Here is a 24,309-nt window from a genome sequence, read left to right on the forward strand (position 1 = left end):
TGACATCTGGAATCCAACGCCCCGGTGGATTCTAGTGAGCCGACTGGGATACTTTAACCATCAGCACCTTGTCAGCTTCCATCACGATTCGGCGAATTTTCATTCTCCAGACCTCTTGAAAAGAAAGATCCGACAAGTCCCCTTTCAGATCCACCTGGGAAGAGTCATAGAAAACTTCAATCGTCTTTCCTGTTCCCAAATGCTTAAATCTGTATGTACCCGGGGGCAGATCTGAAACTTCATAGGAAAGCAGTCCCCGGCGCACAAAATTTCCCTGAATGCCACCAAAACCACTTTTTTCCCATGCGCCAAATATCATGGAAAATACGTTCGATATCGGGCCCGTTGCCCCCCGATCCACGGCCGACCCCATTTCCACCGACACTTGCCCGCGGATCAGTACACCTGTTTCAGGAAAAAGTTCTCGCACCGCTCTCTGTGAAATTACAAAGGCTCCGACCATCGAAGGACAGGCGTGCCCCGCAAATCTCACGACATCCAAAAGGGAGATCGGAAAGCTGTACTCCTCCTGATCCGCGCGAAGAAATTCCGCGAAGGGTTCACGCACCAAAATTTGCGGCAGCTTCATGTCCTCGGCTGTCATCATGACTCTGTTTTCCATACCGTCTCTCCCTTAAAAAAGGACAAGGCTATTGATCCCAGCTCAACAGTCTTTTTTCTCCCTGAATTTTCTGAATGTCGGTGATGTCCTGGGACATTTCCAAAACGCCTTTGTAGTTTTTCTCTTTATCGCGAACCGCAAAGTATCTGATGTGAATGGTGCGCCCCTTGAACTGAATCCAAAACTCGGCCTCGTCTTTCCGACCGGCTTTAAATTCCTCCAGAATGCGCAAAACGGTATCAACACTTTTCGGAGGATGACAGAAACGAACTTCGCGTCCTATCACCCCCGCGCTGCGCGGAAACACCCGCTCTTCACCCCGGTTGTAAAAAGCCACCTTGTCATTTTCATCCACAAAGGTCACATCCACAGGAAGGAATTTCAATATCAGATTAATCTGTTCTAAGTTCAAAAACCCTTCGTCCATTTTCAGCTTTGAAAGATCCAGGGGACCGGTTGTTTTCTCAGGCTGCTCTTTTGTCACTCGACGGTCCTGATCGACCCAGCCAATCTCTTCATCCCCCGCAATCATTGCGTCCCAGTCTTCAGGCTGCAACAGTTGTAAGGCATTGGGGAACAGGCGGTTTTCCTCCACATGAATCATGTGGTGCATGTTCTCAATCAGAATGCGGATATTTTCAGTCACGCTGGCGATGTCTTTACTTTCTATTTGCACGCGGATCGCACGAATGATGTCGCGAATACTGTCATGAAACGCCCACATTCCCTGACTGGGACCATACCAGCCGCGTTTTTCCAGAAACGGAAACAGTTGGTTTTCCTTGCGGGCATAGCGTTTTTCAATTGCGCAAACGTGATTAAAGACATTGATGAATTTCTGAAAGTCCTGAACAGGGGAGGCCATTTGCAGCTCCACCAGCAGCTTTTTGATAAACTCATTTTCTTCAAAGTAAACCCTTAAAGAATGGTTTTCAGGAAGTCCTGTAATGTAGTCAGGAAGTTTTGGGTAATGCATCGACCGAACCTCTATCTATGCTGACAGACTAACGCCAATGCTTGCGGGACTCCTTGATTCAGATCATTTTTCTACGATTCCCCATTAAGGATGTGTCACATAACTCATGTTGTAATACTGCCCCTTGAAGGCATGCCCGCGTCTATTCAAAGAGTGGCAATGAAACAGCACCGCGAATCCAGATGAACATTTCTTGCGACACCGGGATAAAGTAAGTGGCCGCTTCTCCGCATGGGTGATTGGAAATAGATGTTTCCACACCCACAAACTTCACCTGACCGTCTTTATCCAGCAAATATGCACTGCCACCAGAGTCCCCATGACATGCCCCCGGGCCCGGTTCAAAAATCTTGCCGATTTCCAATCCGCTGTATCCTGTGATGGCACGCAAAGGCAGGCTAACGGAAGCCTTTGTCCCTTTCACGCCCTGATGAACAGTCATTCCATAGCCGACGTGAGTCAGCTCACGACCGATCATGTCTTTATTCGCCAAAGTCATCGGAGCCGACTGAATCTGATACTCTACCAGATCCACATCCTGCTCCAACACCAACAAAGCCAGATCGCCACGAGGAATGTCCGGCTGAGGATGCACATGGGCCCGGGCCACTTTCAATTGCGGTGTCACCCACGGATGTGACTGCGGGTCTGTCGAATCACCAATATAAATCCAGATTTTTTGAGGAAACTCTTCCACCGGTGTTTTAAAAGCCTTGGCTCCCAGTGAAATACAGTGGGCCGCCGTCAAAACCAGACGAGGTCCGATCAAAGTTCCACTGCAATACGTTTCACCTTGAAGTTGCGCGGAGGATTCTTTGAAGGTCAAAGCCACCGTTTGGCGATAAGAGCCATCCGTAATAGTACGACCACCCACCACACCCCAGGACAAAGCCGGGACCAGCAACAACAATGATAAAAGACCTGTTTTCATATGGTTGTTCTATCATTCCCGTCCGGGTTCCCAAACGACCTCGAGAAAGCCTGGAAAAATATTCAGACCCTCCTTGCGATCGAATATTTAGTGTGAAGTCCGGACCGGACTCGAATATGACGAGGGACATGTCGTATCGCAGCCTTTTCTTTCTTCCAATTCTGCTCCTTACCCTGACCTCCTGCCAACCGGCACAGCGCCCGGAGGCTCAAAAAGCTGCCTTTGCGAATGGCATTATCGGTGGGTCCCCAACTGTTTTGGGCGAGTTCCCGTTTATGGTCAACATCTGGTTCAATGATCCCAAAGAAGACTATGTATCCCATCACTGTGGCGGCAGTTTGATTGCCTCCCGTTGGGTGCTGACGGCCGCGCACTGTGTTTTGGAAGATGAATCGGAAACCCGCCAGCGCATTGTGGCTCCCAGCAAGTTAATGCTCTTTATCGGCGGCATTGAACAGTCCGGTAAAGATGGACATCCTTTGAAAATCCGCTCTATCCAGACTCACCCTGATTTTGCCTGGCCCAAGGCTGACATCGCATTGATCGAACTTTCAGAAGCTGTCACGGACATTGTCCCCTTGGCTTTGAATGATCTGGACTTGGGAAGCTCCACGCAGAAAGTTCTGGTGACTGGCTGGGGGTTGACCGACAGCGAGGGGCACAAAGAAAGTCCGTGGTTGCAAAAGCTGGAGGCCCCACTTTTACCCCGCGCTCTTTGCGCACAAGACGATTTTCCCAAAAAAAGAGGCTATGAACTAGGCCCTGAAACCCTGTGCATCGAAACCTATCAACATCTGAAATCCTCCTGCCCCGGCGACAGTGGCGGGCCCGTATTTCTTCAGCGGGACAACCTCTATGTTCAAGTCGGCGTTGTCAGTTGGGGTTCTGCCTGCTCTGGATTCCGCGCCAAGGGGTCTTCAGTCGGAGGCTATGCCGCCGTTTCCTATGCCCTGCCTTGGATTAAAAAGGTTCTGACTGGCAGTAAATAATACTGCAAAGTAATGACCATAGGTTTTAGACTATATTGGATTCCCCATTTGAAAGGATAATCCAATGTTACCTAGCGCTACGGATCTGGAATACTTTCTGGAAGTTTCTCGCACGTTAAACATCTCTCGTGCCGCTGAACGCATCGGGATTTCCCAACCCACCCTGACCCAGTCTATTCATAAGCTTGAGTCCGCAGTCGGCGCACAGCTATTGATCCGCACCCGCACCGGAGTTCGCCTGACCAAGCCGGGCTTGCGCATCTCAGGCCAGATTATGACTTTACTGGAATCCTGGGCCAGTCTGCAAAAGGAAGCTCAGCAGGATGAACACGAGCTTCAGGGGAAGTTCCGTCTGGGAGTGCACCCTTCCGTGGCCCGCTATACCTTGCCGAAGTTTTTCAAAGAACTTTCCCGTCGGGCTCCGCGCATTGAAATTGAACTGGTGCATGACCTTTCCCGCCACATCACGGAATCAATCATCAATTTCAAAGTCGATCTGGGATTGGTTATCAATCCTGCCAATCATCCCGATCTGGTTCTGAGAAAAATCTGCGACGACCATGTGACGGTCTTTCAAAGTCGTCACCGCACCGGAAAAATTCTTTTCGGCGATCCGGATCTGGCACAGACCCAATGGATTTTAAAACGTCTTAAAAGGCCCTCTTTGGATTTCACGCACTTTGTACCAACCCCCAATCTGGAGGTGGTTCAATGTATGGTGGCCTCGGGCGCTGGCTACGGAGTTTTGCCGACACGCGTGGCTCAAAGTGAAGGTGGGCACCAGCTGACCGTGGTGGACGCGAAGCTTCCGGCATTTAAGGACGAGCTTTTTGTCGCTTACCGCAAGGAAGTCATGACCTCCCGAGCCGCCAAAACCCTGATTGAGATCGCCAAAGACTGTCTGTAAGCATATATAGGTTTTTACCTATATCATAAATAGGTCCTTATTATTTTACCCAATATGTGAAATCTCCTAGAAACAAGTCTGTTCTCTAGGAGGTTTGTATGTCCCTGTCCGAACAAATACTGAATCTGGTTTTTGAAATCCGCAATGTCATAGCTCTTCCCGATGAAACGAACTTGCAAAGTGAGATTCTCAAAATCCGGGCGCAGCAGTTAGAAAAGATCGACAGCTTTATTCGCGACGGAAAGCCCGTGCATATGATTCTGCCCGCGTTTCCGGCCAAATCCCCAAATCCACAAAAGACAGTCACTAACCGCCCGGACTATGGCGAAGTCCTGGCTCTTAAAAAACTGCAAAGTCTCTGCGAGCACATCCAAAACATTTACCCTGCTGGCGCTCATATCACGATTTGCTCAGACGGACGCGTCTTTAGCGATGTGGTTGAAGTCAGTGATGGCGCTGTCGATGTGTACGGGCGCGAAATCAAAGAAATTCTGCGGGATCATGATCTGACCCACCTTTCCACCTTCAGTCTGGATGATGTTTTTTCTTCCCACAATTACGATTTAATGAGGCAGCGCCTGACCACCGAATTTGCCGAGCCCGTGGCAACGATTCGCCAGCGCACTTTAAAAGATGCCGAAGCTCGTTCCATGTTCAATGGAATCCACCGCTTTATGTTCGAAGATCAAACAGCTCTGTATCCTGAAAAGTCCCGAACCTCTCTGCGCGAACATGCCAAAGATTTGGCGTATGAGGTGATCCGCCGATCCAATGCCTGGAGTCGTCTGGTGGAAAAAAAGTTCGCCAACTCCCTGCGCCTGTCTATTCATCCGCAGCCTTTACATTCCATAAAAATTGGAATTCGTCTGCTGCCGTCGTCAGACCTTTGGCGTACACCCTGGCATTCAGTCACAGTTTTTGACGGACACGATTACTATCTGGCACCGCGATCTCAAGTCGAAGCCGCAGGAGGTGTTCTGACCTATGCTGCCGAAAAATATCCTTACTACTTCCTGCCAACTTCCCAAGCGGCAATGGAGGCCCTATGAAACAGGTGTCCCTGAATCCCTTCGGTATGATGTTAGTTTCCGATGACCACACAACCGGGTTGGCGCAGTTGTCCATTGCCACCGTCAAAGAACTTTTGCACCAGCACAAGCTGGTGGTCATCCGGGGAATTTCAGCCCCGGCCCGTGATCAATTTCTGGCATTCTGTGCAGGTATTTCAGAAATGCGCCCCCTGGAATGGAGCTTTGGCCCTGTCATGGAAATGAAAGAAGACCAGAACCCGCAGAACTATCTTTTTTCCCGGGAAAAAGTACCGTTCCACTGGGATGGAGCTTTTCATCAGGTTCCCGACTATCTGGTTTTTTCCTGCGTGCAGGCCCCCAACGAAGCCGCTGGGGGAGAAACACTTTTTACCAATACAGAACCTCTTTATCAGGAAGCTTCCGAAGAGATTCGTAACCACTGGGCCTTACTGGAGTTGCAATATCAAACCGACAAAAAAGCGCACTATGGCGGATCAATCAAAGCCCCGTTGGTGCAAAAGCATCCCATCACACAAGCCCCTATCTTGCGTTTTGCAGAACCCGTGGAAACCGAACTCAACCCCGTAAGCCTGAAAATCAGCGGTGGAGATCTTTCACTGCATCCTCATTTTCTCAGCGACATGGTCCAGAAAATATATGCAGCCGAATACTGTTATAAACACCAATGGCAAGCCGGGGATCTTCTTTTCGCCGACAACCATTCACTGATTCACGGACGAACCGCCTTTGAAAAGAATTGCCCCCGCCATTTGCGTCGCATTCAGCTTATTAAGGAGACCTCCCTATGACCGATCTTTATCACCGTAAAATGTCGTCTTCACCGGAAAGTTTTGCTCATTTTCTGAAATCCCAGGGGCCGGTCTTCTGGGCTGAAGCGGAACAAATCTGGGTCCTCACAGATCATGAACTGGCCCAGGGGGTTCTGAAAAGCCCTGACTTCAGTGCCGATCGATCTTCGTTCTTTATGGCCAAGATATCAGGCTGCCCGTTTGCCAAAGTTTCCAACTTCTTCGGGGTAGTGAAAAAGATGATGGTCACCAGTGATCCCCCCCACCATACAGCGCGGCGCCGTTTGGGAAATTCCGGGATCACCGATCATATTCTGGATCGCTTTCTGCCTCAGGTCGATGCGGTTGTTAATGAGCTGATCAATCAGCTACCTCGCACATTCAGTTTCGACTTTGTGGAAAAGGTGGCCCTGCCACTACCGAATATCGTTCTGGCGGATTTATTTTCTATTCCAACAGACAAACGCAAAGATTTCTATTTGTGGTCCAATCATATGACCCAATTTTTTGGCGGAGCCTCTGACAATCTGGAACTGGATGCTTTCAATGCGGACTCCGGGGCTGCCCACTTGCGCGATTACTTCAAACAACTGATGCAAGAGCGCCGGGAACAACCACAGGACGACTTCATCAGCCACTTGCTGCGCTCGCAAGGAAGTCTGGATGATGACGAGGTCGTGTCTCAGGCCGCAATAATGTTGGTGGCTGGCACTGTCACAACGACCGATCAGATCTGCAACAATCTTCATACATTCTTGCAAAATAATATCTGGCGGGATCTGGTACAAAATCCGGGCCTCTTGGAAAAAGCCATCGAGGAGGCAACTCGCCTGGACCCGTCCGTGAACTTTATTTTCCGTATTGCAAAGAAGGATATGACCTTAAACGGGGCTTCTATCAAAGCTGGCCAGTTGGTGTTCGTCGCAAATCACGCAGTCAACCGGGACGACAATGTCTTTACCAAGCCTCATGAATTTGTTCTGAACCGCGATCGCAATCCCCATTTGTCTTACGGTGCTGGCATTCATTACTGTCTGGGGGCCCGACTGGGACGCATTCAGATGCAACGTCTGTTTACTCGCCTGCTACAAGATTTCCCGGATCTTTCTTTGGACACCTCACAGGTCTCTTTGCGCAAACATCAAAGCCTGGCGTTTTCCGGTTTTGAAAACCTGCATCTGACCACGGAGTCTTTATGAAAATAGTTTTCTGCCTTCTTTCTGATCAGGGGCATATCAATCCTTATATCGGGCCAGCACAAGCCCTGCTGGACCGCGGTCATGATGTGACGGTGATCTCTGCCGGAAATCTGGAAGGACAAATGAAAAAAGCAGGCATCCCCTTCTGTGGGAAGCTGGTTCAAGCAGATCAAGGCAGTCCCCGCGGACGTTCCTTGGTGGAGATGATTGAAAACCGCGCCCTGCATCGCTCTATCATTCAAACCTTCTTTTTAAAGGGCATCAAAGAACAGGTTCCTCTTGTACAAAAATGGCTTAAAGTGCACCAACCTGATGTTGTGGTCGCAGATCCGATGAACTATGCGGCAATCATTGCGGCTCACAATCTAAAACTTCCCTGGGTTTCAATGTCCAGCTCCTTGACCTCGGTGATTCCAGACGACTTGCAAAGTGATGTTCTGGATATAGTGCGCAGCCTTGACCACGACCGCCAGCAACTGTTTCAGTCATTAGGCGCTGAAAGTCTGCGCTTTCGCGCCGTGGACTGCCTGTCCCCGTGGTTGAATATCACCTTTGCCACAAAGTCCTTTATCAAATCGCCGCCGGCAGGAGTGCAGCTTGTCGGTCCGTCGGTCCCCCTTCGTGATCGGGGTGATTCTGCCGGAACCTACAGCCCGGTCGATGGACTCACAACCATTTACGTGTCTTTTGGAAGTCAGGTATTTTATTATCCTGAACTTTTCAAAAAAATTACCGCCGCTGTCCAAGACCTGCCAGTTCATTTGGAAATATCCATTGGTGATTTGATTGACGAGCCGGGCTGGAAAAACACATCCCAGTGTCGCTTTTATCGTTATGCCCCTCAGTTGGATATTCTGCCCCAGGCTTCTTTATTTATCACACATGGCGGAGCCAACTCGATCATGGAAGGTCTGCGCGCTGGAACTCCCCTGCTGGTCTTCCCAATCTGCAACGATCAAGCCCATCAAGCTTATTTTGTCGAGAAAAGCGGAACAGGCCAGTCTATCAACCTGCGAACAGCCATGATCCCAGAAATTCGTAAAGCGATTATCGACATGCTCGAAAATCATGAACTCCACCAACAAGTGAAGGCAGTGGCTCAGGACTATCAACAAAACGGTTCTATAAAAGCAGCGCAGTTGATTGAAGAAACAATGGCAATATAAAAAAGCCCCCTCTCAATGTGTCCATTTGCAGGACAGGCAAAAAGAGGGGGCCTTTTGCAATTTCTATAATTATTGTTCGTCTTCCGCTTTTTGGTTTACGAACCAATTCGCAAAGCCATCCAAAGATTCAACGATCTTAGCCAGACTATCATAGGTTTCACGATCATCACTAAGAAGTTTTTCGATCAGCTCTTTCATTCCGGTCTGCTCGGAAGCAAAACCTTTATAGGCCGGATTGATGACCACTTGAATATTTCCGCGGGCACCCGCAGTTGAAATATGCAAGGCCGCCTGAATAGAGCGCACTTCAACATCCTCCGCCTTCAAATCAGCTGGCAGTTTGGTCATATCAATTGTCGCATTCATGCGCATGCTGACGGACTTCAAATGACCCTGCTGATCTTTCTGAACGTCTTCCATGACAATATCCAAAACAGCGGCTTCGCCGTATTTCTTGATATAATCAGCCGCCAATTCCTGCGCGACCTTGTCCAGTTCCTCGCCGAACTGATCCAGCGTTTCCTGTCCGAAAGCTTTTTTCAGATCCGTCTGCATCACCAGATCCGCCGTGGCTGTGGGAGCACTGCCATCGCCGTACTGGTATTTCGCATTTTCGATAGTCAGCGCCAGCTCATTTTCCGGACCTTTCTTTTTGATGGCGACCTTGACGCCGAAATCCAGGGCTCGCACGTCATTCACCAAAAGATCGGTAAACTGAATATCCATTGCTGTGGTTTGATTATTGTAAGGGGCCACTATGGCAGAGACTCTTTTATTTACCTCTTCTTTAGAAATAAGCCCGGCGGCAACCGCCAGAGAAGATCCCACCAATAAGAAAGACAAAGTTTTTTGAATCAATGGTTTCACTGAAATATCTCCTTGTTTGGAGACCAGTTTTAAAGAAGACCCCGCTTGGGGTCAAAGATACAAGAATTAAATAAATTCAATCCAACTACCAGGGCACGATCTTCCTTACAAAAAAGAAAAAACCCCGCTATTGCGAGGCTCTTTGTTTCTGTGAAGTCAGTTCCATCTGGCAGACTTTAACTTTGGTTTCGTATTCATCCTGACGCTTTTCCAGGGTTGATTTATACCCACGGAAACGGTTCATGCGATCTTTCAGGAACTCTTCAGAAACACCCACGATACGTTTTTTATCTTCAACACCGATAGACGAAAAATCGTCATCCGGAGTCACATACTCGCGGGATTCCGTCCAGCGCACCTTGCCGTCACCGCCATTTTTTACATCGCCCAGCTGCACCCGGCAATCACGCAAAACTCCATACAGGCCACGGTTGTCCAAATAACGAGGACCGCCAAACACATTGGCTTCCAAATTGTAAACATCCAGTTCCAAACGACGCAGTTCTTCGTTCATTGCCACTTTGCGCTGATAAACCATATCTCCGTCTTTAACGCCGACAACAGAATCTCCACGCACGGGAGCCGACATATCCACCTTCGTATCAACATCCTTGGCTTTGTGTTGAGAAGCACATCCTGCCAAAACCAAAGCAACAAGAGCAAAAACTATAGAACGCATATTTCCTCCATATGAGTTTGAAAAGCTTAAAATTCTCTCTTAAGAACGTCAAATTTTTGCTCTTAATGCAGGACTGCAAGATACTGTTTGACGGGCATGTTTCTTAATCAGAAACGGTATTTTAAGTTATTATCCATCCTGCAATGAGCTATCACTTGAAGAATGGAAATTCGCATAGGCACATCCGGATGGGTTTATCCTCCGTGGCGAAAAACGTTTTATCCTGAAGACCTTCCACAAAAGAAGGAGCTCTTTCATGCCAGCCGGTGTTTAACGTCCATTGAGATCAATGGCTCTTTTTATTCCTATCAAAAGCCGTCCACTTACCAGCACTGGTACAATGAAACTCCTGCGAACTTTATTTTTTCTGTGAAAGGCCCGCAGTATATCACGCATATCAACCGTCTTAAGGACGTTGAAGAACCTTTGTTTAACTTTTTAGCCTCTGGGGTTTTACTTTTAAAAGAAAAACTGGGCTGTATTCTTTGGCAGTTGCCTCCCAGTTTTGTCTTCAATGAAGACAAACTTCCACGACTGGAAACCTTTTTCAGCCTGTTGCCAAAAACAGTCAGCGAAGCCGCAAGTCTGGCCAAAAATTCCCGGCGTTTTACCCCCACTTACCCGAACGATATTATTCACTCAGCCCAACCCTTGCGCCATGCTTTGGAGGTTCGTCATCACAGCTTTGAAAATCCGGCTTTCATTGATCTTTTACGCAAATATCAGGTGGCCTTGGTGTTTGCCGATACTGCGGGCAAATGGCCCTATATGGAGGACATCACCAGCGATTTCATCTATCTGCGTCTGCATGGCGATGAAACATTCTATGACAACGGCTATGATAGAAATGCTTTGAAGTTCTGGGCACAAAGACTGCAAGACTGGTCCCATCACAAAATACCCAGCCATGCACAGAATTTAACTGACCCCAAAGAAGTCCCTGACCTTAAAACAGCCTTTATTTATTTCGATAATGATCTAAAAATCAAAGCCCCTCTGGATGCCCAGCAGCTACAAAAGCTCACTCTTTAATGAGACACCGGCGCATACTGATTAGAGGCAACCGCATCCACTTTGGCGGCACAGATAAAGTCATTTTCGGAAAGCCCGCCGAACCCCTCATTGACTGAATGAGTATTGAACTTCACCAGACAGCGATTATAGGAAACTTCCAGTTCCGGATGATGATCTTCCGTGTGGGCCACATAGGCGATGGCATTTACAAAAGCCATCGTTTGATAGTAGTTGGTGAAATGGAAGGTCTTGGCGATATGCGGACCCATTAAAACCCAGCCATCTAAAATAGTCAGGTACTGATCAATTTCTTCTGGCGCCAAAGCCTGGTCAACAGGATGGCTGCGCTTTCTAAGCAAATCGGTTTGACTGATCATGGTGGGGGCCCCTTTCCAAGAACCCCCATTGTCCCTCAGTCCGCGAGGGCTCTCAATTTGTTATTTCTCATGTGCCACCTGAACTTCGCGGCGGTCAAATCTTGCGAATAGACTGTAAACGCAAGGAACCACATACAAAGTCAGGAATGTGGAAACCAAAACACCCCCGATAACGGCAATCGCCATCGGCTGACGCGCTTCCGCTCCGGGCCCCAGACTCATGGCAGCTGGCACAGCTCCAGCGATGGTCGCAAAGGATGTCATCAGAATCGGGCGCAAACGCGTCGGGCATGCCTCAAGCAAAGCCTGATGAACATGTACCTTTTCCGCATCCCGACGCTGATTGGTGAAGTCCACCAGCAAAATCGAATTCTTCTTCACAATACCCATCAGCAAAATCAAGCCGATCATACTGAAGATATTCAAGGACTGCCCGCCAATCCACAGCGCCAAGAACGCTCCGGAGAAACTAAATGGCAACGCCATAAACACCGTCACCGGGTCGATAAAGCTGTTAAACTGCGATGCCAGAATCATGTAAGCCACGACAAATCCCAGTACCAGAGCAAACAACAAGCTGATAAAGCTCTGCTGGAATTCCTCGGCAGAACCGCTCAGGACCACTTTGTATTCTGCGGGCAGAATCTTTCGCGCCACTTCCTGTGCTTTTTCCATGGATTGCTGCTGGCTTAGTCCCTGCCCCATGTTACCGTAGATGATAATCGAACGCTGACGGTTTTTACGGGAAATACTAGAAGCCACAGAGGCCTCTTTAATATCCACGACCGAGGCAATCGGCACCAGTTCCCCACGGTTATTACGCACCTTCAATTCACGAATACGTTCCTGAGGATTTTTGCCGTTTTCTTTCATTTTCACGCGGATGTCATAGCGGTGGCCGCCTTTTTCGTAGCTTCCCACAACCACACCACCCATCATGGCATTTAAGACTTCGCCGATGGCAATAACACTAACACCGCGATCCGCCGCCTTCTGACGGTTTGGAATAATCTGCACTTCCGGCGCACCCGCCTGATAATCAGAGCTGACATCTGTCATGACTTTGCTGGTTTTTAGCTCTTCCACAATTTGTTCAGAAAACTCACCCAGTTTCGCCCAGTCAGGTCCCTGAATACTGAACTCCACGGGGAAGCCCTTTCCGCCCCCGCCGCCAAAGCCCTGGGTTGACGGGTCCTGTACCTGCGGCTTGGATTCCGGAATGGTCTTATTCAGATAGTCACGCACCACTTCGATGAATTCCTGCTGACTTAGTTCATGCCCTTTTTCAGCCGACTTGCCACGCTGGCCTTTGGGCTTCAAATCCACAAACACGATCGCATTATTTGCCTCACCACCAGTGAACCCCCCGGCAGCCACGAAGGTGGAATTCACCTCTGAACGGCTTAACAGGAAATCCTCGATCACTTTCACCTTTTCATCAGTAAATGAAATAGCGGACTTCGGGGGATTGCTGATCTGAACCATCAGGGAACTTTGATCCTGTGAGGGCTGGAATTCCCCTTTAAGAAAGGCCACCGAACCAAAGCTGAAGATAAAGAACACCAAGGAGGCCCCGATCACCTTCCAGCGGTGATTCAAAGAAACTTCCAGGGTTTTAGTGTAAGCGCCGTGCAGACGATCAAACAGGGATTCAAAAGCACGCCCCAAGCGCGTGGTTCTTTCTCCAGATTCCACAAACTGTGACGCACGCATCGGTGTCAGCGTCAAAGCTTCCAGTAATGAGATCATCACCGCCGCACTCATGGTCACACCAAACTGGAACAGGAAGCGACCGATCAGACCTTCCATAAAGGCAATTGGAAGGAAAATCGCCACCAATGAAACCGAGGCTGCCATTGCCGCAAAAGTAATTTCACGCGCACCAATCAAAGCGGCTTCGCGCTTGCTTTTACCCATTTCCAAATGGCGGATGATATTTTCCAAAACCATGATGGCATCATCCACGACAATCCCGATGGCAAGACTGAGTCCCATCAGCGTAAAGATGTTCAAGGTGAAGCCTGCGAAATACAGAATAATGAAGCTTCCCAGAACCGAGGTCGGAATGGCCAAAAGCACGTTGACGGTTGAAGACCACGAGCCCAGAAACAGCCAACAAAGCACTAATCTTTAAGAATCAAAAAACAAAAAGCTCTTCGCAACAAACGAAGAGCTTTTTTAACGCGATTCCTAAATACACCTTGCCAGATTTAATGCGTGGTGGTGAGATATTCCTATGAGCGACTACAGAGACTCTGCATTGAAGGACTTTACAAAGTTCTACTTCAAAACAGGCCGCCTGGACTATCAAGGCAAGGCGACGGACGATTTGTCCTTCCGCGTGCGCTTGGCTTTCAACAAGGATGCCACCACAGGTGTTGATAGCACACAAACGGCTGTTGAGTACGCTTTCCTGACTCACAAAATGTCTGACATGTTCTCTTTGAGCGTGGGTAAAGTGAATTCCGATATCGGTGGTTTCGAAGGTGCAACCAGCGGTGCGGATCTTTATCTGACTTCTCAGTTCTACACTTTGAAAGGACCTAACGGAGACCTTGCGACTCGTGCGGCAACGGCGGCGGGCACTGGCCACAACATCGGCACCACCGATCTTCTTTATATGACTGGTGTTAAAGGGACTTTCACCTTTGCTGATCAAAACATCACCTTGCTGGCAACAGATGAAGCCACTCCGGTACGTGCCTCTGGGGTAGCTGCCGAACAAAACTCCAGCCTGATGGGCGCGATCTGGAGAGGCGCCTTCATGGACAAAGCCTTCATGACCAACCTTTCCTACCACACCATGAACGGCCCGGCAGATGGTGACAAACACCAATTGATGGCAGCAGGTGTGATGTGGAACGCCAATCCTTGGATGTTCTCTGCGGACTACCTGATGTCTGAGTTCAAAGAAGACGCTTCCGGCGACAAAGACACTGTCACTTCCATCGTGGCGAAATTTGCATACTCCGGTTGGGAAAAATGGACACCTCGTCTTGAGTTCCAGACTTCCGAAGAAAAAATCGAAATCGGTGGCACAGCAACCAACAAGTTCATCGGTTATGGCGCGGTTCTTGAGTACAAACCATACACAGACACAAACTTCCGTTACCACCTGGCCTACAACAACGTGAAAGAAGAGCCTGAAACTGGCGACGACATCACCAGCCAGGAAATCGTTCTGGGCGCTCGTTTGATGGCAGATTTCTTGAAGTAAGATACAGTCACAACTAGGACTTAGATCGAGGGAGGCTTCCGAGCCTCCCTTTTTTTCGCACCGCACCCCACCGCAAAAGCCCTGAAGGGCACTTTGACCCAGTTCCTCCATTTGGCCCTATCCCAAAAAGCTTGAATTTGTTAGCCTCTAAGGGTTAAAAACGTAAGCATTTCATGTCCTTAAACCTGCAGAGGTCTTTACAAATGTCAGAGCAGTTATCAGATCGTTACAATCCCGCAGATGTTGAATCTCGCACTTATGAATGGTGGGAAAAAAACGGCTACTTCAAAGCCCAGGATCAATCCACCAAACCTCCGTTTTCCATCATCCTTCCTCCACCGAACGTCACAGGCTTCCTGCACATGGGTCATGCTTTGGATCACACGATTCAGGATATGCTGATTCGCTGGAAAAGAATGAATGGCTACAACACCATGTGGCTGCCGGGAACAGATCACGCCGGAATCGCGACTCAATCTGTGGTTGAGCGTGAATTGAAAAAAGAAAATATCACTCGTCATGATTTGGGCCGCGAAAAGTTCGTGGAAAAAGTTTGGGATTGGAAACATCAATACGGTAACCGCATTTACAATCAAATGCGTCGCCTGGGGGATTCCTGTGACTGGGATCGCGCTGTTTTCACATTGGACGAAGGCGTTTCCAAAGCTGTTCGCAAAGTCTTCGTGTCTTTGCATAAAAAAGGCCTGATCTACCGCGGTCAGCGTCTGGTGAACTGGTCGGGTCCTTTGGAAACTGCAATCTCAGATCTGGAAGTTGAACACAAGCAGATCAAAGGTTCCTTGTACCATATCAATTATTCTCTTGAAGACGGCTCCGGCTTCCTGACTGTGGCAACAACACGTCCGGAAACAATGCTGGGAGATTCTGCGTTGTGTGTTCATCCTGAAGATGAACGCTACAAACACCTGATCGGCAAAAATGTTCTGATCCCTTTGATCAACAGAAAGATCAAGATCATCGCAGACACCTACGTGGATAAAGAGTTTGGTTCGGGCGTGGTGAAGATCACTCCAGCTCATGATTTCAACGATTACAAAATCGGTAAATCGCACAATCTGGAATTCATCAATATCCTGACTAAAAAAGCTGAATTGAACGAAAATGCCGGCGTTTACAAGGGCCTGAAGGTTCAAGAGGCTCGCAAACGCATTCTGGAAGACCTGAAAGCCCAAAACCTGCTGGCAAAAGAAGAACCTCACGTTCACTCTGTGGGTCACTGCTCTCGTTCCGGCGCCGTTGTTGAGCCTTTCCTGTCCGAACAATGGTTCGTAAAAATGGAAGCCTTGGCCACACCGGCAAAACGCGTGGTCGAAAGCGGCACCATCCGTTTTGAACCGGAGTCCTGGACAAAAGTTTACCTGCACTGGCTGAACAACATCGAAGACTGGTGTATTTCCCGTCAGTTGTGGTGGGGTCACCGTATTCCGGTTTGGTATTGTGCTGATTGCAATCACCAAACTGTCAGCGAATCCGATGCCGCCACTTGTGAAAAATGTGGCAGCACCAAATTGCATCAGGACGACGACGTTCTGGACACTTGGTTTAGTTCTGCTTTGTGGCCGTTTTCCACAATGGGCTGGCCAAACGAAACTGAGACCTTGAAAACATTCTACCCAACCAGCTATCTGGTAACGGGTCACGATATCATCTTCTTCTGGGTGGCCCGCATGATCATGATGGGTCTGGAATTCCAAAGGGACGTTCCATTCCGCACGGTTTACATCCACGGTCTGGTGCGCGACTCTCAAGGTCGCAAGATGTCCAAGTCTTTGGGGAACTCCATTGATCCGGTGGAAATGATTGAAAAGCACGGCGCCGATGCTTTGCGCTTCACGTTTGCGGCGCACTTGTTCTCTGGAAAAGACTTCAAGTTCAGTGAACAGCGCCTTGAAGGCTATCGTAACTTTATGAACAAAATCTGGAATGCGGCTCGCTTTGCCCTTTCCAATCTGTCGGACTTCAAAGCTCCGGCGGAAGGCGTGAAGGCCCTGCCAAATCAGGCGCACATCAGCGTGTTTGATCAGTGGATCATCACCAAACTTGCGGAAGTGACCAAAGAAGTCGAAGAAGCGATGGAGCAGGAAAGATTCTCTGACGCTTCCATGGCGCTTTATCAGTTCATCTGGAATCAGTTCTGTGACTGGTATATCGAGTTCACAAAACCGATCCTGAATGGCAATAACGCTGAAGAAAAAGCGGCAACTCAACTAGTGATTGCGCAGGTTCTAAACCGCATCACCCGTTTGTTGCATCCATTCACACCGTTTATTTCTGAAGAAATCTATCAGAAGCTGCCAATCAAAGGCGAAGCGTGCATCATGGATCAATACCCAAATGTCCGTAACGACAAAGACTTCCTGTCCTTGGGTTCAAGCCAAGCCGCTTTGGAAATCGATATCGTGAAGGAAGTGATCACTGCCATCCGTAACATCCGCGGAGAAAACCGCATCAGTCCGGCTGTGAAACTGAATGTCCGTCTGGGTGTGACCAATGATCAGACTCAGAAAATTCTGGGTAACAACCGCACCGCCCTGATGACAATGGGCCGCCTTGAAAACATGGAAATCGGCCCTGAAGGCGACATGATGAAATGTGCCGTGGCTCCGGTGGTGGTTAAGGATGCCAGTGTGAAAGTGATCATCCCATTGGAAGGCCTGGTGGACTTTGATGAGGAAATCAAACGCATCAACAAATCCATCGAAAAGCTGACTCGCGACATCGGCATGCTGACCGGCAAACTTTCCAACGAAAAATTTGTGGCAAATGCGGATGAAGATGTGATCGCAGCAGACCGTGCTTTGTTGGCGCAATCCAAAGTTCAACTGGATTCACTGCGCGACGCTTTGACCCGTTTCCAGTAAAAAAGAATTCCTAAAAAGACAAATCCTCCGTGATTCAAAACCACGGAGGATTTTTTTTGCCCAAAAATCAATACCCGCGGCGCGCCCGTCGCGAATGGCGATGATGTCGGCGGCGTGGTTCTGCTCGTTCTTCACGACTGTCAAAATCAATGTCATCGCTGCCATAACGATAATCAAAATGACGGTCAAAATGCGGATCCATTTGCGGATGAGAGGCCTCAAAAGAATGACGATAGCCATTGGCTCGTCTTTCCGCCTCGAATGAATCTCGCGGAGACCAGTCGGATTGATTGTAGGCTTCATCCGCCTCCCAATCCCCCCGCACATAGTCCCGATTCATGTGATAATCACGATTGTCAAATTCATCGCGGCGACGCTGACGCTGCTGATATTCGTCATATCGCTCACCCCGTCGGGATGAACCATGGCCACCCCTAGTGTAATTGGAAGGCCTTGGATCACTGCGGTCGCGGTAATCGCGATAGTCATCCGGCATCTGGGATTCGTGGCGGGGCCGTGAGTATTCATCCATGAATTCGCCGTAATCGCGCTCTGGATCTCGTCTGCGGGAATCCTCCCGATACCAACGATCTCGATTCATACAAACCTCCTTGTTTGTGCAGGACATCTTATTTTAAAAGTCCCTTTTCACACGAACAAGAAAGCAAAGGGCCCTTTGCCAAAGCAAAAGACCCTTACTGTAGTCTGACATTTAGACTGCGCTTGCAGGTTTTAAAATGTGATCTTAATCGAGTCTGCAGACCTGTTCGCCGGACCGTGGAAAACTGCCTCAATATTATTCCCATCCGGGTCCAAAAGGAAGGCCGCGTAGTAGCCCGGATGATAAGGACGTTCACCCGGACCACCGTTGTCTTTGCCTCCAGAGGCCAAACCGGCTTCATAGAATTTCTTTACAGCATCGCGATCCTGCGCCTGAAATGCCAAGTGCGTTCTGCCAGTCAGCTTCCCCGCGCTGGCCTGACTATCAACGGCTGAAATAAACAGCTCGTCACACCAGAAAAAACCCGGGCCTTCGCCACCCATAGAAATCCCCAAAGATCCCAAAACCGCTGAATAAAACTTCTTACTTTTTTCAAGATCCGCAACCACCAACTGAAGGTGATCAATCAAACGGCCTCTATGCAACTCATTTGTTTCCACTTATTTCTCCTTTATTTGCACTGACACTGGAAGGTCGAGGATTTATCAGCCCCGGTGCAGCGATAAGAAGTACCCTCATGCACCAACTGGAAAGAAAAGATTTTGCCATTTTTTTCCACCAGCAAAAGATCATCCCCATTTTGATAGAATATTCTGCGCGACACAGAACGCCCCACCACCTCGCCATCGGCTTCCAGGCTGGCTAACAAGGTTTCGGTAGGGTTGATTTTTTGTTCCTTGGATAAAGGCAGTTCCTTGCGCGATCCATCCGACGCATAAGCAAAGTACTGCAAGGAACGCGATCCCTCAGGATCGCCCATTCTTTCCAGATACAGACGACGAAGTTCCCCGTCCTTGGTGCGAAGATCCGTGGTCACCCACTCCTCATCCTGAGTCACGATGTCCCCCAGATCCTCATTGATGGACTGATTGAAAGTATCAAAGTTCACTTCCACACCCGGGTCCAGAGGCTTAACAATCATATTCAGGCAGGCGCCCATTTCTTTGATTTTCTGCTGATATAGTTCAAACTTGTGCGGATCTTCCATTTCAGTCGGCAGAAAGCCGGAACTTGCAGCCGCAGCTGGCGCCTCCATTGGCGGAGGCTCGGCCTTTACAAAGTTCTGAGCTTCCGTGATCTGTTCTGCCGGAGTGCCCAGCGTTTCCGGAGCTGGCTCTGTGCCTTCAGGCCCGGCATCTCTGCGCGTGTGGCAATAGGAAATAATAAGAACAATAGCGACGATAAGACCTAAAAACAAAGCTGATTTCTTATTCATACCCTCAGTTATCGACTGATATTGACAGAGACGTCAATGGGTACAAACTGCGGCAGCGAAATTCCTCGGAATCTTAACTTAACCTGTAGATTATCAAAGTACTTGGCTACGCGAGCGCACCCGGGACCTTTCAACGCCACATACATCAGATAGTTTGGCAGCCCCGGTTCATATTCAAAATGCCATTGACTGACCTGCTGACAGGATTGATTGGACTGAGAATCGTTGGATTCAAACAGCACTTCGCTGGCGGTACCGAAAGAAATCGACTGATTGATCAGTTCGACATCCGCCTTGGACAGCACCAACCCTATTCGCAAAAGTGCCACCTGCGTAAGAGGATTCCACAGAGACGAATATTCATATCCCCGCGCACCCAGGGATTGAATACGGAAGCTCATTTGCCCTTCCTGCGGAGAGTTCAACGTATAACCTTCCACCGACCATAGAGCCACCAGAAGCATCACCACAAACATCAAATATCGCATGATTCCCCCTCATGTGAAATTCGTCAGGTGACTTCTTTTATTCGGCGACAGGCTAAAAACGCAAGAAAGGGATCTTTTCAGATCCCCTTCTTGAAGTCATTTCAGCTGTGGTGACAAGTTTGGGCTTACTTTAACAGACCAATCTCGCGCAGTCGCTGCATCAAGAAATCCTGACCAGTAATATCAGGGTACTTGGCGCCTGTCCCTTTACAAGATGGCAAGCAGCTAAGCATTGCATCCGGATGCGGGTGCATGAAGAACGGCATGGAATAACGGCTTTGATTCGTGCCATCCTGCGGATTGATCACACGATGAGTGGTGGAAGGCAAAACATCGTTGGTCAAACGAGCCAGCATATCGCCGACGTCCACGATCAAAGTGTCCGGTTCAGATTCAATATCCAACCAAGTGCCGTCACGGTCTTTCAACTGCAAACCGGAAGCGGTCGCAGCTGGAAGAATTGTAATGAAGTTGATGTCTTCGTGAGCCGCCGCGCGAACACAACGAGGATCAACCCCTTCAGGAATCGGCGGATAGTGCAGAAGTCTTAAGATGGAATTTCCATCTTTCGTCATTTTAGCGAAGAAATCTTTTTCAACTTCCAACGGCATCGTCAATGCTTCCAGCATCACATCGCCTGCCTCTTCCAAGGCCGCATAAAGCTTTGCGAAATGTGTTTGGAACTCCGGCAGTTCTGAAGGCCAAACATTTGCCGGGTAAACCGCTTTCAATGCGTTCCCTTCGGCAAGCTCACGACCCACGTGCCAGAACTCTTTCAGGTCCATGACCGGAGAATCCTTGGCATGTTCCTGACCAAACGGAGTGTATCCACGCTGGAAGCCCGCTTTGGGAGAAATATAGGATTTTTTAACTTCAGTGGGAAGAGCGTAGAAATTTTTAAGAATGTCGTAGGCTTTATGCAGATCTTCAGCTTTGACGTTGTGATCTTTAAGAATAATGAAGCCATATTCTTTTAGACCAGTGAAGAGCTTGTCGATGAACTCAGAGCGCTCAGCGCCGGTTCCTTTGGTGTAACTTGCAAGGCTCAATGTTGGCACTTTACGAAGAGTGCTGTTTTCAGAATGAGAAGCAGTTTCCGTTGTTCTCACGATTCCTCCCTTGTATTGGTTCAGCTCGGACTGTAGCCTGCTGCGCAAATAAAAGGCAACAGCAACTAATTATGCGTAAAAAGAATATCGAGCACCCGCACGTGGCCGGGACTTTCAAACCTGAAATGAATATCCCCGTCAAACAATCTGACAGCGTGAGAGCTTCTATAGGGCGAATTTCCCTCTTCAAATCCTCTATAAACCACAGGGCGCGGGTCCAGCTTTAAGGTCTCTTCGATAATTTCTCGCAAGGCCTTGTCCGGATTTTGGCTCTGCCACTGCTGTAAAAGTTGCTCGGCTTTGTCGTCAAAGGTCACTTCGATGGGGGTTTTGGCGATCTCTGCGGGCCAGCCTGTTTTCGCAGTGGGAATAGCTTCCACTTCAGGCAGATAGGGTTTGATGTCCAAAATAGGCGTCCCATCGACCAGGTCCGCGCCAGCCACGATGATACCGTCTTTTTCCACCTTCACCAGTTCCACCAAAGACAAACCAATAGGATTCGGACGATGAGGCGTGCGAGTCGCAAACAATCCCATGCTTTCCCCGCCCAGACGAGGTGGATGCACTTTGGAATGGAAACGAGCCACTTTGTTCTGATGGAAAATCCAGATCAGCCAGACATGACTGAAGCCTTCAAGCCCCTGCAAAGACTCTTCGGGCTGAAGATCCGCACGAATCTTCAAACGCGCCTGAGCCTGCTTCACTAAGCCAGGCTGTCGCGGCGTTCCAAATTTATCTTTAAAACAAGACTCTAAGTAGCCAATCGGTTCCATAAGCTAGCCCGTACCTTTGCGGAACGTTATGCGTCAAGGACTTTCGAATTACAGGCTCTTTTCAGATGACATGGGCCTTTGAAAGCATAAGAAAGAGGCAAAACAAACAGCCATTAGGAGGCTTCAAATATGAAACAGCTTATTTTGGTAGCTGCTCTGACTTTGGGAGCAACAAGCTTTGCATTTGCCGGTGAACTGGATAACGAATCTTCCGTCACCAATCAATCCATGAACGGCACGGTCGTGATCCGCGTGGACAACCGCAACAACCAGACTGCCGTACTAGCATCTGAATCCGCAGTGACAAGCAATGAACAAGCCCAGGTTCTGGCGCAAACCGGTTCTTTTGAACAAGCGGCGAATGTTCGTCACGAGTTGGATCAGGACGGTGGAGCTTCCAGCTGGTACTTCTATAGTGGTTACAACTACTACAGCTATGTTTACTGGTATGGTAGCTGGTACAGACCGTGCTACACGTACAACTACGGATACTATTCTTACTATTACTATTCTAATTACTACTGGTAAAAATAACGGCGGCCTTCCTGGCCGCCCTTAGGAATGGGGATCTCCGCTTGCATCGACACGGGCTCCTGCCCTCGCCAGCCTGTCCGCTCTTTGAGCGGCCAACGCGTCCGCTGGCTGGAGGTCGATTCCAGCGGAGATCCCCATTCCTAAGGGCTGAAGCAAGTCCTGGTTCTTGCACTTCGAAGAAAGTCCTCGGAGGAACTATTATGAAATTTTTTGTGTTTTTCGCTTTGATGCTTGGTGTGACAACAGCTTTTGCATCTAAACCTTTTGCCAATACAGATCTGCTGAAAAATTCTTTGGGCTTTGCTCCGTTTTATGCGGCTCAGAATCCTGGGCGTAAGTTGAAGGTTGCAGTTCTTGATAAAGGCTTCTTTGGGTATGAAAAAGAAATTGGCAGGACTTTGCCGGTCGGGACTCGTTATGTGGCGGGGCCTGTTGCGAATCCTGAGAATCTGAAGGTTGTGCATGGGTTGAAGATGGCACAGATTCTGATTTCCATGATGACCAATGATATGAAGGCCACTCAGTGGATGCCCGAGCTGACGCTTTATAATGCTTTTGGTTTTTCTAACTTTAAGGCCGCTATCGATGATGTGATTGCCCGTCAGTATGATCTGGTTCTTTATTCTGAAGTTTGGGAATACGGTGGCAACTTTGACGGCGGTGGTTTCATCAATGCGGAAGTCAATCGCGCCACTCGTGCTGGTGTCATTTGGGTGAATGCGGCGGGGAATTTTGCTCTGACCACTTACAATGGGCCGATCACGACTGGCCACGACAATTGGGTGCAAATGCCGGATCAGAATAATGCCCTGGCTTTGCGCTGTCAGGCTGCTGCTGGCAGGAAGTGTCCGGCAAAGATTGTTCTTTCCTGGAATGATTTCAAAGATGATGTTGAAGAAGGCACCAACAAAGATCTGGATCTGGCTTTGACGGATGATATGCTGAACGTGATTCAGAACAGCGCCTTGAAACAATCCGACAACCGCAATGAAGGTCGTCCGGGTTTTTCCAAATATCCGCGCGAAATCATTTCTGTGGATTTGCAACCGGGTCTTTATTTCCTGCGTGTGAAAAATCGCTCTAACAACTTCACTCAACGCGACCAACTGCGTATCACAGCGGATGGCGAAGGTTTGATGATGCCTTCTCACTCTCGTGGTGAAACCTTGCTGAATCCGGCCGACAATCCCACAGTGATCACTGTCGGTGCAAGTGATTCTGATCGCTCTTCCACCTCCTTCTTCCGTGATAAGCCGGATCTTTTGGCCCCCTCCTCTTTGAAACTGGAAGACGGCACTGAATATCGTGGCAGCTCTAATTCAGCGGCGATTGTCGCTGCCGGCTTGGGTCTTTTGAAATCACGTGAACCACGCATGACTCGTGTGGATCTGTTGAATGCGGTCAGCTCAAAACACAATTGGGAGCAGCGCGGGCTTTCCCTGAATCTTTTGGGATTCGGCCCGACAGGACCAAATTGCTTTGTGGATGTGGCCTTCAATCCCCTGCCGGAACAAATTCGTGATGTTGTCGGCCGTGGCGGTGTGCCTGTGCAAACAACGGCCGCCATCCGTGTGATGGTTCCATTTGATCCAATTCTTTTAAATACACAATTGCGTCGCAACCTTTTGAACGACATGATCGTGGCGATGCCTCAAGGCGGATATGCCATCTATCCTCGCAGAGCAATTATTCCTGCGGGTGCGGTAGAAGTTTTCCAGCGTCCACTGGAAGCCGGTCTGTGTCGCCCGACTCCGGTGAATGGAAAGAACTTCCATCTTTAGTATTGGACTCTTACTGCAAAA

The 24,309-nt window shown here is 49.0% G+C and carries 24 protein-coding genes; 11 read left to right on the forward strand and 13 right to left on the reverse strand.

Annotated elements, in window-relative coordinates; genetic code table 11:
* Positions 1 to 31: 31 nt before the first annotated feature.
* The 3 genes from EZJ49_RS03415 to EZJ49_RS03425 all read right to left on the reverse strand — a co-directional run bounded on the left by EZJ49_RS03415 (position 32) and on the right by EZJ49_RS03425 (position 2,529).
* Positions 32 to 622: a hypothetical protein gene (locus EZJ49_RS03415; protein WP_262554351.1), complete on the reverse strand. Its 591-nt coding sequence runs from the start codon at positions 620 to 622 to the stop codon at positions 32 to 34.
* A gap of 28 nt (positions 623 to 650) precedes the next feature.
* On the reverse strand, positions 651 to 1,598 hold the full coding sequence (locus EZJ49_RS03420) for a DUF438 domain-containing protein (RefSeq protein ID WP_262554353.1): 948 nt from the start codon (positions 1,596 to 1,598) through the stop codon (positions 651 to 653).
* Between the two features lie 142 nt (positions 1,599 to 1,740).
* The gene (locus EZJ49_RS03425; protein WP_262554354.1) at positions 1,741 to 2,529 is read right to left on the reverse strand and encodes a S1 family peptidase; all 789 of its coding nucleotides are present in this window, start codon (positions 2,527 to 2,529) and stop codon (positions 1,741 to 1,743) included.
* Positions 2,530 to 2,657: 128 nt separating this feature from the next.
* Between EZJ49_RS03425 and EZJ49_RS03430 the strand changes: the two genes are divergently transcribed.
* The 6 genes from EZJ49_RS03430 to EZJ49_RS03455 all read left to right on the forward strand — a co-directional run bounded on the left by EZJ49_RS03430 (position 2,658) and on the right by EZJ49_RS03455 (position 8,630).
* Positions 2,658 to 3,518 (forward strand): S1 family peptidase, encoded by an 861-nt coding sequence (locus EZJ49_RS03430; protein WP_262554356.1) that lies wholly within the window; start codon positions 2,658 to 2,660, stop codon positions 3,516 to 3,518.
* Between the two features lie 64 nt (positions 3,519 to 3,582).
* On the forward strand, positions 3,583 to 4,425 hold the full coding sequence (locus tag EZJ49_RS03435) for a LysR family transcriptional regulator (RefSeq protein WP_262554358.1): 843 nt from the start codon (positions 3,583 to 3,585) through the stop codon (positions 4,423 to 4,425).
* A gap of 98 nt (positions 4,426 to 4,523) precedes the next feature.
* On the forward strand, positions 4,524 to 5,474 hold the full coding sequence (locus EZJ49_RS03440; protein WP_262554360.1) for an isocyanide synthase family protein: 951 nt from the start codon (positions 4,524 to 4,526) through the stop codon (positions 5,472 to 5,474).
* A complete protein-coding gene (locus EZJ49_RS03445) occupies positions 5,471 to 6,265 on the forward strand; it encodes a TauD/TfdA dioxygenase family protein (RefSeq protein WP_262554361.1) in 795 nt (264 codons plus the stop codon). The genes EZJ49_RS03440 and EZJ49_RS03445 overlap by 4 nt, the downstream gene beginning before the upstream one ends.
* Positions 6,262 to 7,464 carry a cytochrome P450 gene (locus EZJ49_RS03450; protein ID WP_262554362.1) on the forward strand — a complete coding sequence of 401 codons (1,203 nt, stop codon included), beginning with the start codon at positions 6,262 to 6,264 and terminating at the stop codon, positions 7,462 to 7,464. Before EZJ49_RS03445 ends, EZJ49_RS03450 begins: the two co-directional genes overlap by 4 nt.
* Positions 7,461 to 8,630, forward strand: coding sequence for a glycosyltransferase (locus EZJ49_RS03455; protein ID WP_262554364.1), 1,170 nt, complete (start codon positions 7,461 to 7,463; stop codon positions 8,628 to 8,630). Before EZJ49_RS03450 ends, EZJ49_RS03455 begins: the two co-directional genes overlap by 4 nt.
* 69 nt (positions 8,631 to 8,699) lie before the next feature.
* Here the strand turns inward: EZJ49_RS03455 and EZJ49_RS03460 are convergent, their stop codons facing one another.
* Positions 8,700 to 9,497, reverse strand: a complete 798-nt coding sequence (locus EZJ49_RS03460; protein WP_262554365.1) for a hypothetical protein — start codon at positions 9,495 to 9,497, stop codon at positions 8,700 to 8,702.
* Between the two features lie 127 nt (positions 9,498 to 9,624).
* Complete coding sequence (locus tag EZJ49_RS03465) at positions 9,625 to 10,176, reverse strand: hypothetical protein (RefSeq protein ID WP_262554367.1); 552 nt, start codon at positions 10,174 to 10,176, stop codon at positions 9,625 to 9,627.
* A gap of 162 nt (positions 10,177 to 10,338) precedes the next feature.
* Between EZJ49_RS03465 and EZJ49_RS03470 the strand changes: the two genes are divergently transcribed.
* Positions 10,339 to 11,208: a DUF72 domain-containing protein gene (locus EZJ49_RS03470; protein WP_262554369.1), complete on the forward strand. Its 870-nt coding sequence runs from the start codon at positions 10,339 to 10,341 to the stop codon at positions 11,206 to 11,208.
* On the opposite strand, the gene EZJ49_RS03475 is transcribed toward EZJ49_RS03470, so the two are convergent.
* The gene (locus EZJ49_RS03475) at positions 11,205 to 11,567 is read right to left on the reverse strand and encodes a 4a-hydroxytetrahydrobiopterin dehydratase (RefSeq protein ID WP_262554371.1); all 363 of its coding nucleotides are present in this window, start codon (positions 11,565 to 11,567) and stop codon (positions 11,205 to 11,207) included. The genes EZJ49_RS03470 and EZJ49_RS03475 overlap by 4 nt on opposite strands.
* Positions 11,568 to 11,627: 60 nt before the next feature.
* The gene (locus tag EZJ49_RS03480; protein WP_262554372.1) at positions 11,628 to 13,691 is read right to left on the reverse strand and encodes an efflux RND transporter permease subunit; all 2,064 of its coding nucleotides are present in this window, start codon (positions 13,689 to 13,691) and stop codon (positions 11,628 to 11,630) included.
* A gap of 112 nt (positions 13,692 to 13,803) precedes the next feature.
* On the opposite strand from EZJ49_RS03480, the gene EZJ49_RS03485 reads away from it, so the two are divergent.
* On the forward strand, positions 13,804 to 14,784 hold the full coding sequence (locus EZJ49_RS03485; protein WP_262554374.1) for an OprO/OprP family phosphate-selective porin: 981 nt from the start codon (positions 13,804 to 13,806) through the stop codon (positions 14,782 to 14,784).
* Positions 14,785 to 14,987: 203 nt separating this feature from the next.
* On the forward strand, positions 14,988 to 17,666 hold the full coding sequence (locus EZJ49_RS03490; RefSeq protein WP_262554376.1) for a valine--tRNA ligase: 2,679 nt from the start codon (positions 14,988 to 14,990) through the stop codon (positions 17,664 to 17,666).
* A 67-nt stretch (positions 17,667 to 17,733) separates the two neighbouring features.
* On the opposite strand, the gene EZJ49_RS03495 is transcribed toward EZJ49_RS03490, so the two are convergent.
* The 6 genes from EZJ49_RS03495 to tsaA form a co-directional block, all read right to left on the reverse strand.
* Positions 17,734 to 18,267, reverse strand: coding sequence for a hypothetical protein (locus EZJ49_RS03495; protein WP_262554378.1), 534 nt, complete (start codon positions 18,265 to 18,267; stop codon positions 17,734 to 17,736).
* 131 nt (positions 18,268 to 18,398) lie between these two features.
* A complete protein-coding gene (locus tag EZJ49_RS03500; protein WP_262554380.1) occupies positions 18,399 to 18,827 on the reverse strand; it encodes a VOC family protein in 429 nt (142 codons plus the stop codon).
* 11 nt (positions 18,828 to 18,838) lie between these two features.
* Entirely contained in the window at positions 18,839 to 19,603 is a 765-nt protein-coding gene (locus EZJ49_RS03505) for a hypothetical protein (RefSeq protein WP_262554381.1), read from the reverse strand.
* Positions 19,604 to 19,611: 8 nt separating this feature from the next.
* Positions 19,612 to 20,091, reverse strand: coding sequence for a hypothetical protein (locus EZJ49_RS03510; RefSeq protein ID WP_262554383.1), 480 nt, complete (start codon positions 20,089 to 20,091; stop codon positions 19,612 to 19,614).
* 125 nt (positions 20,092 to 20,216) lie between these two features.
* Positions 20,217 to 21,200 (reverse strand): isopenicillin N synthase family dioxygenase, encoded by a 984-nt coding sequence (locus EZJ49_RS03515; RefSeq protein ID WP_262554384.1) that lies wholly within the window; start codon positions 21,198 to 21,200, stop codon positions 20,217 to 20,219.
* A gap of 65 nt (positions 21,201 to 21,265) precedes the next feature.
* Positions 21,266 to 21,973, reverse strand: coding sequence for a tRNA (N6-threonylcarbamoyladenosine(37)-N6)-methyltransferase TrmO (gene tsaA / locus EZJ49_RS03520; RefSeq protein ID WP_262554386.1), 708 nt, complete (start codon positions 21,971 to 21,973; stop codon positions 21,266 to 21,268).
* 129 nt (positions 21,974 to 22,102) lie between these two features.
* Between tsaA and EZJ49_RS03525 the strand changes: the two genes are divergently transcribed.
* Positions 22,103 to 22,501: a hypothetical protein gene (locus EZJ49_RS03525; RefSeq protein WP_262554388.1), complete on the forward strand. Its 399-nt coding sequence runs from the start codon at positions 22,103 to 22,105 to the stop codon at positions 22,499 to 22,501.
* A 206-nt stretch (positions 22,502 to 22,707) separates the two neighbouring features.
* Complete coding sequence (locus EZJ49_RS03530) at positions 22,708 to 24,288, forward strand: S8/S53 family peptidase (protein ID WP_262554390.1); 1,581 nt, start codon at positions 22,708 to 22,710, stop codon at positions 24,286 to 24,288.
* Positions 24,289 to 24,309 lie beyond the last annotated feature (21 nt).

Source organism: Bdellovibrio bacteriovorus, from assembly GCF_025558485.1.
Taxonomy (GTDB): Bacteria; Bdellovibrionota; Bdellovibrionia; order Bdellovibrionales; family Bdellovibrionaceae; genus Bdellovibrio; species Bdellovibrio bacteriovorus_G.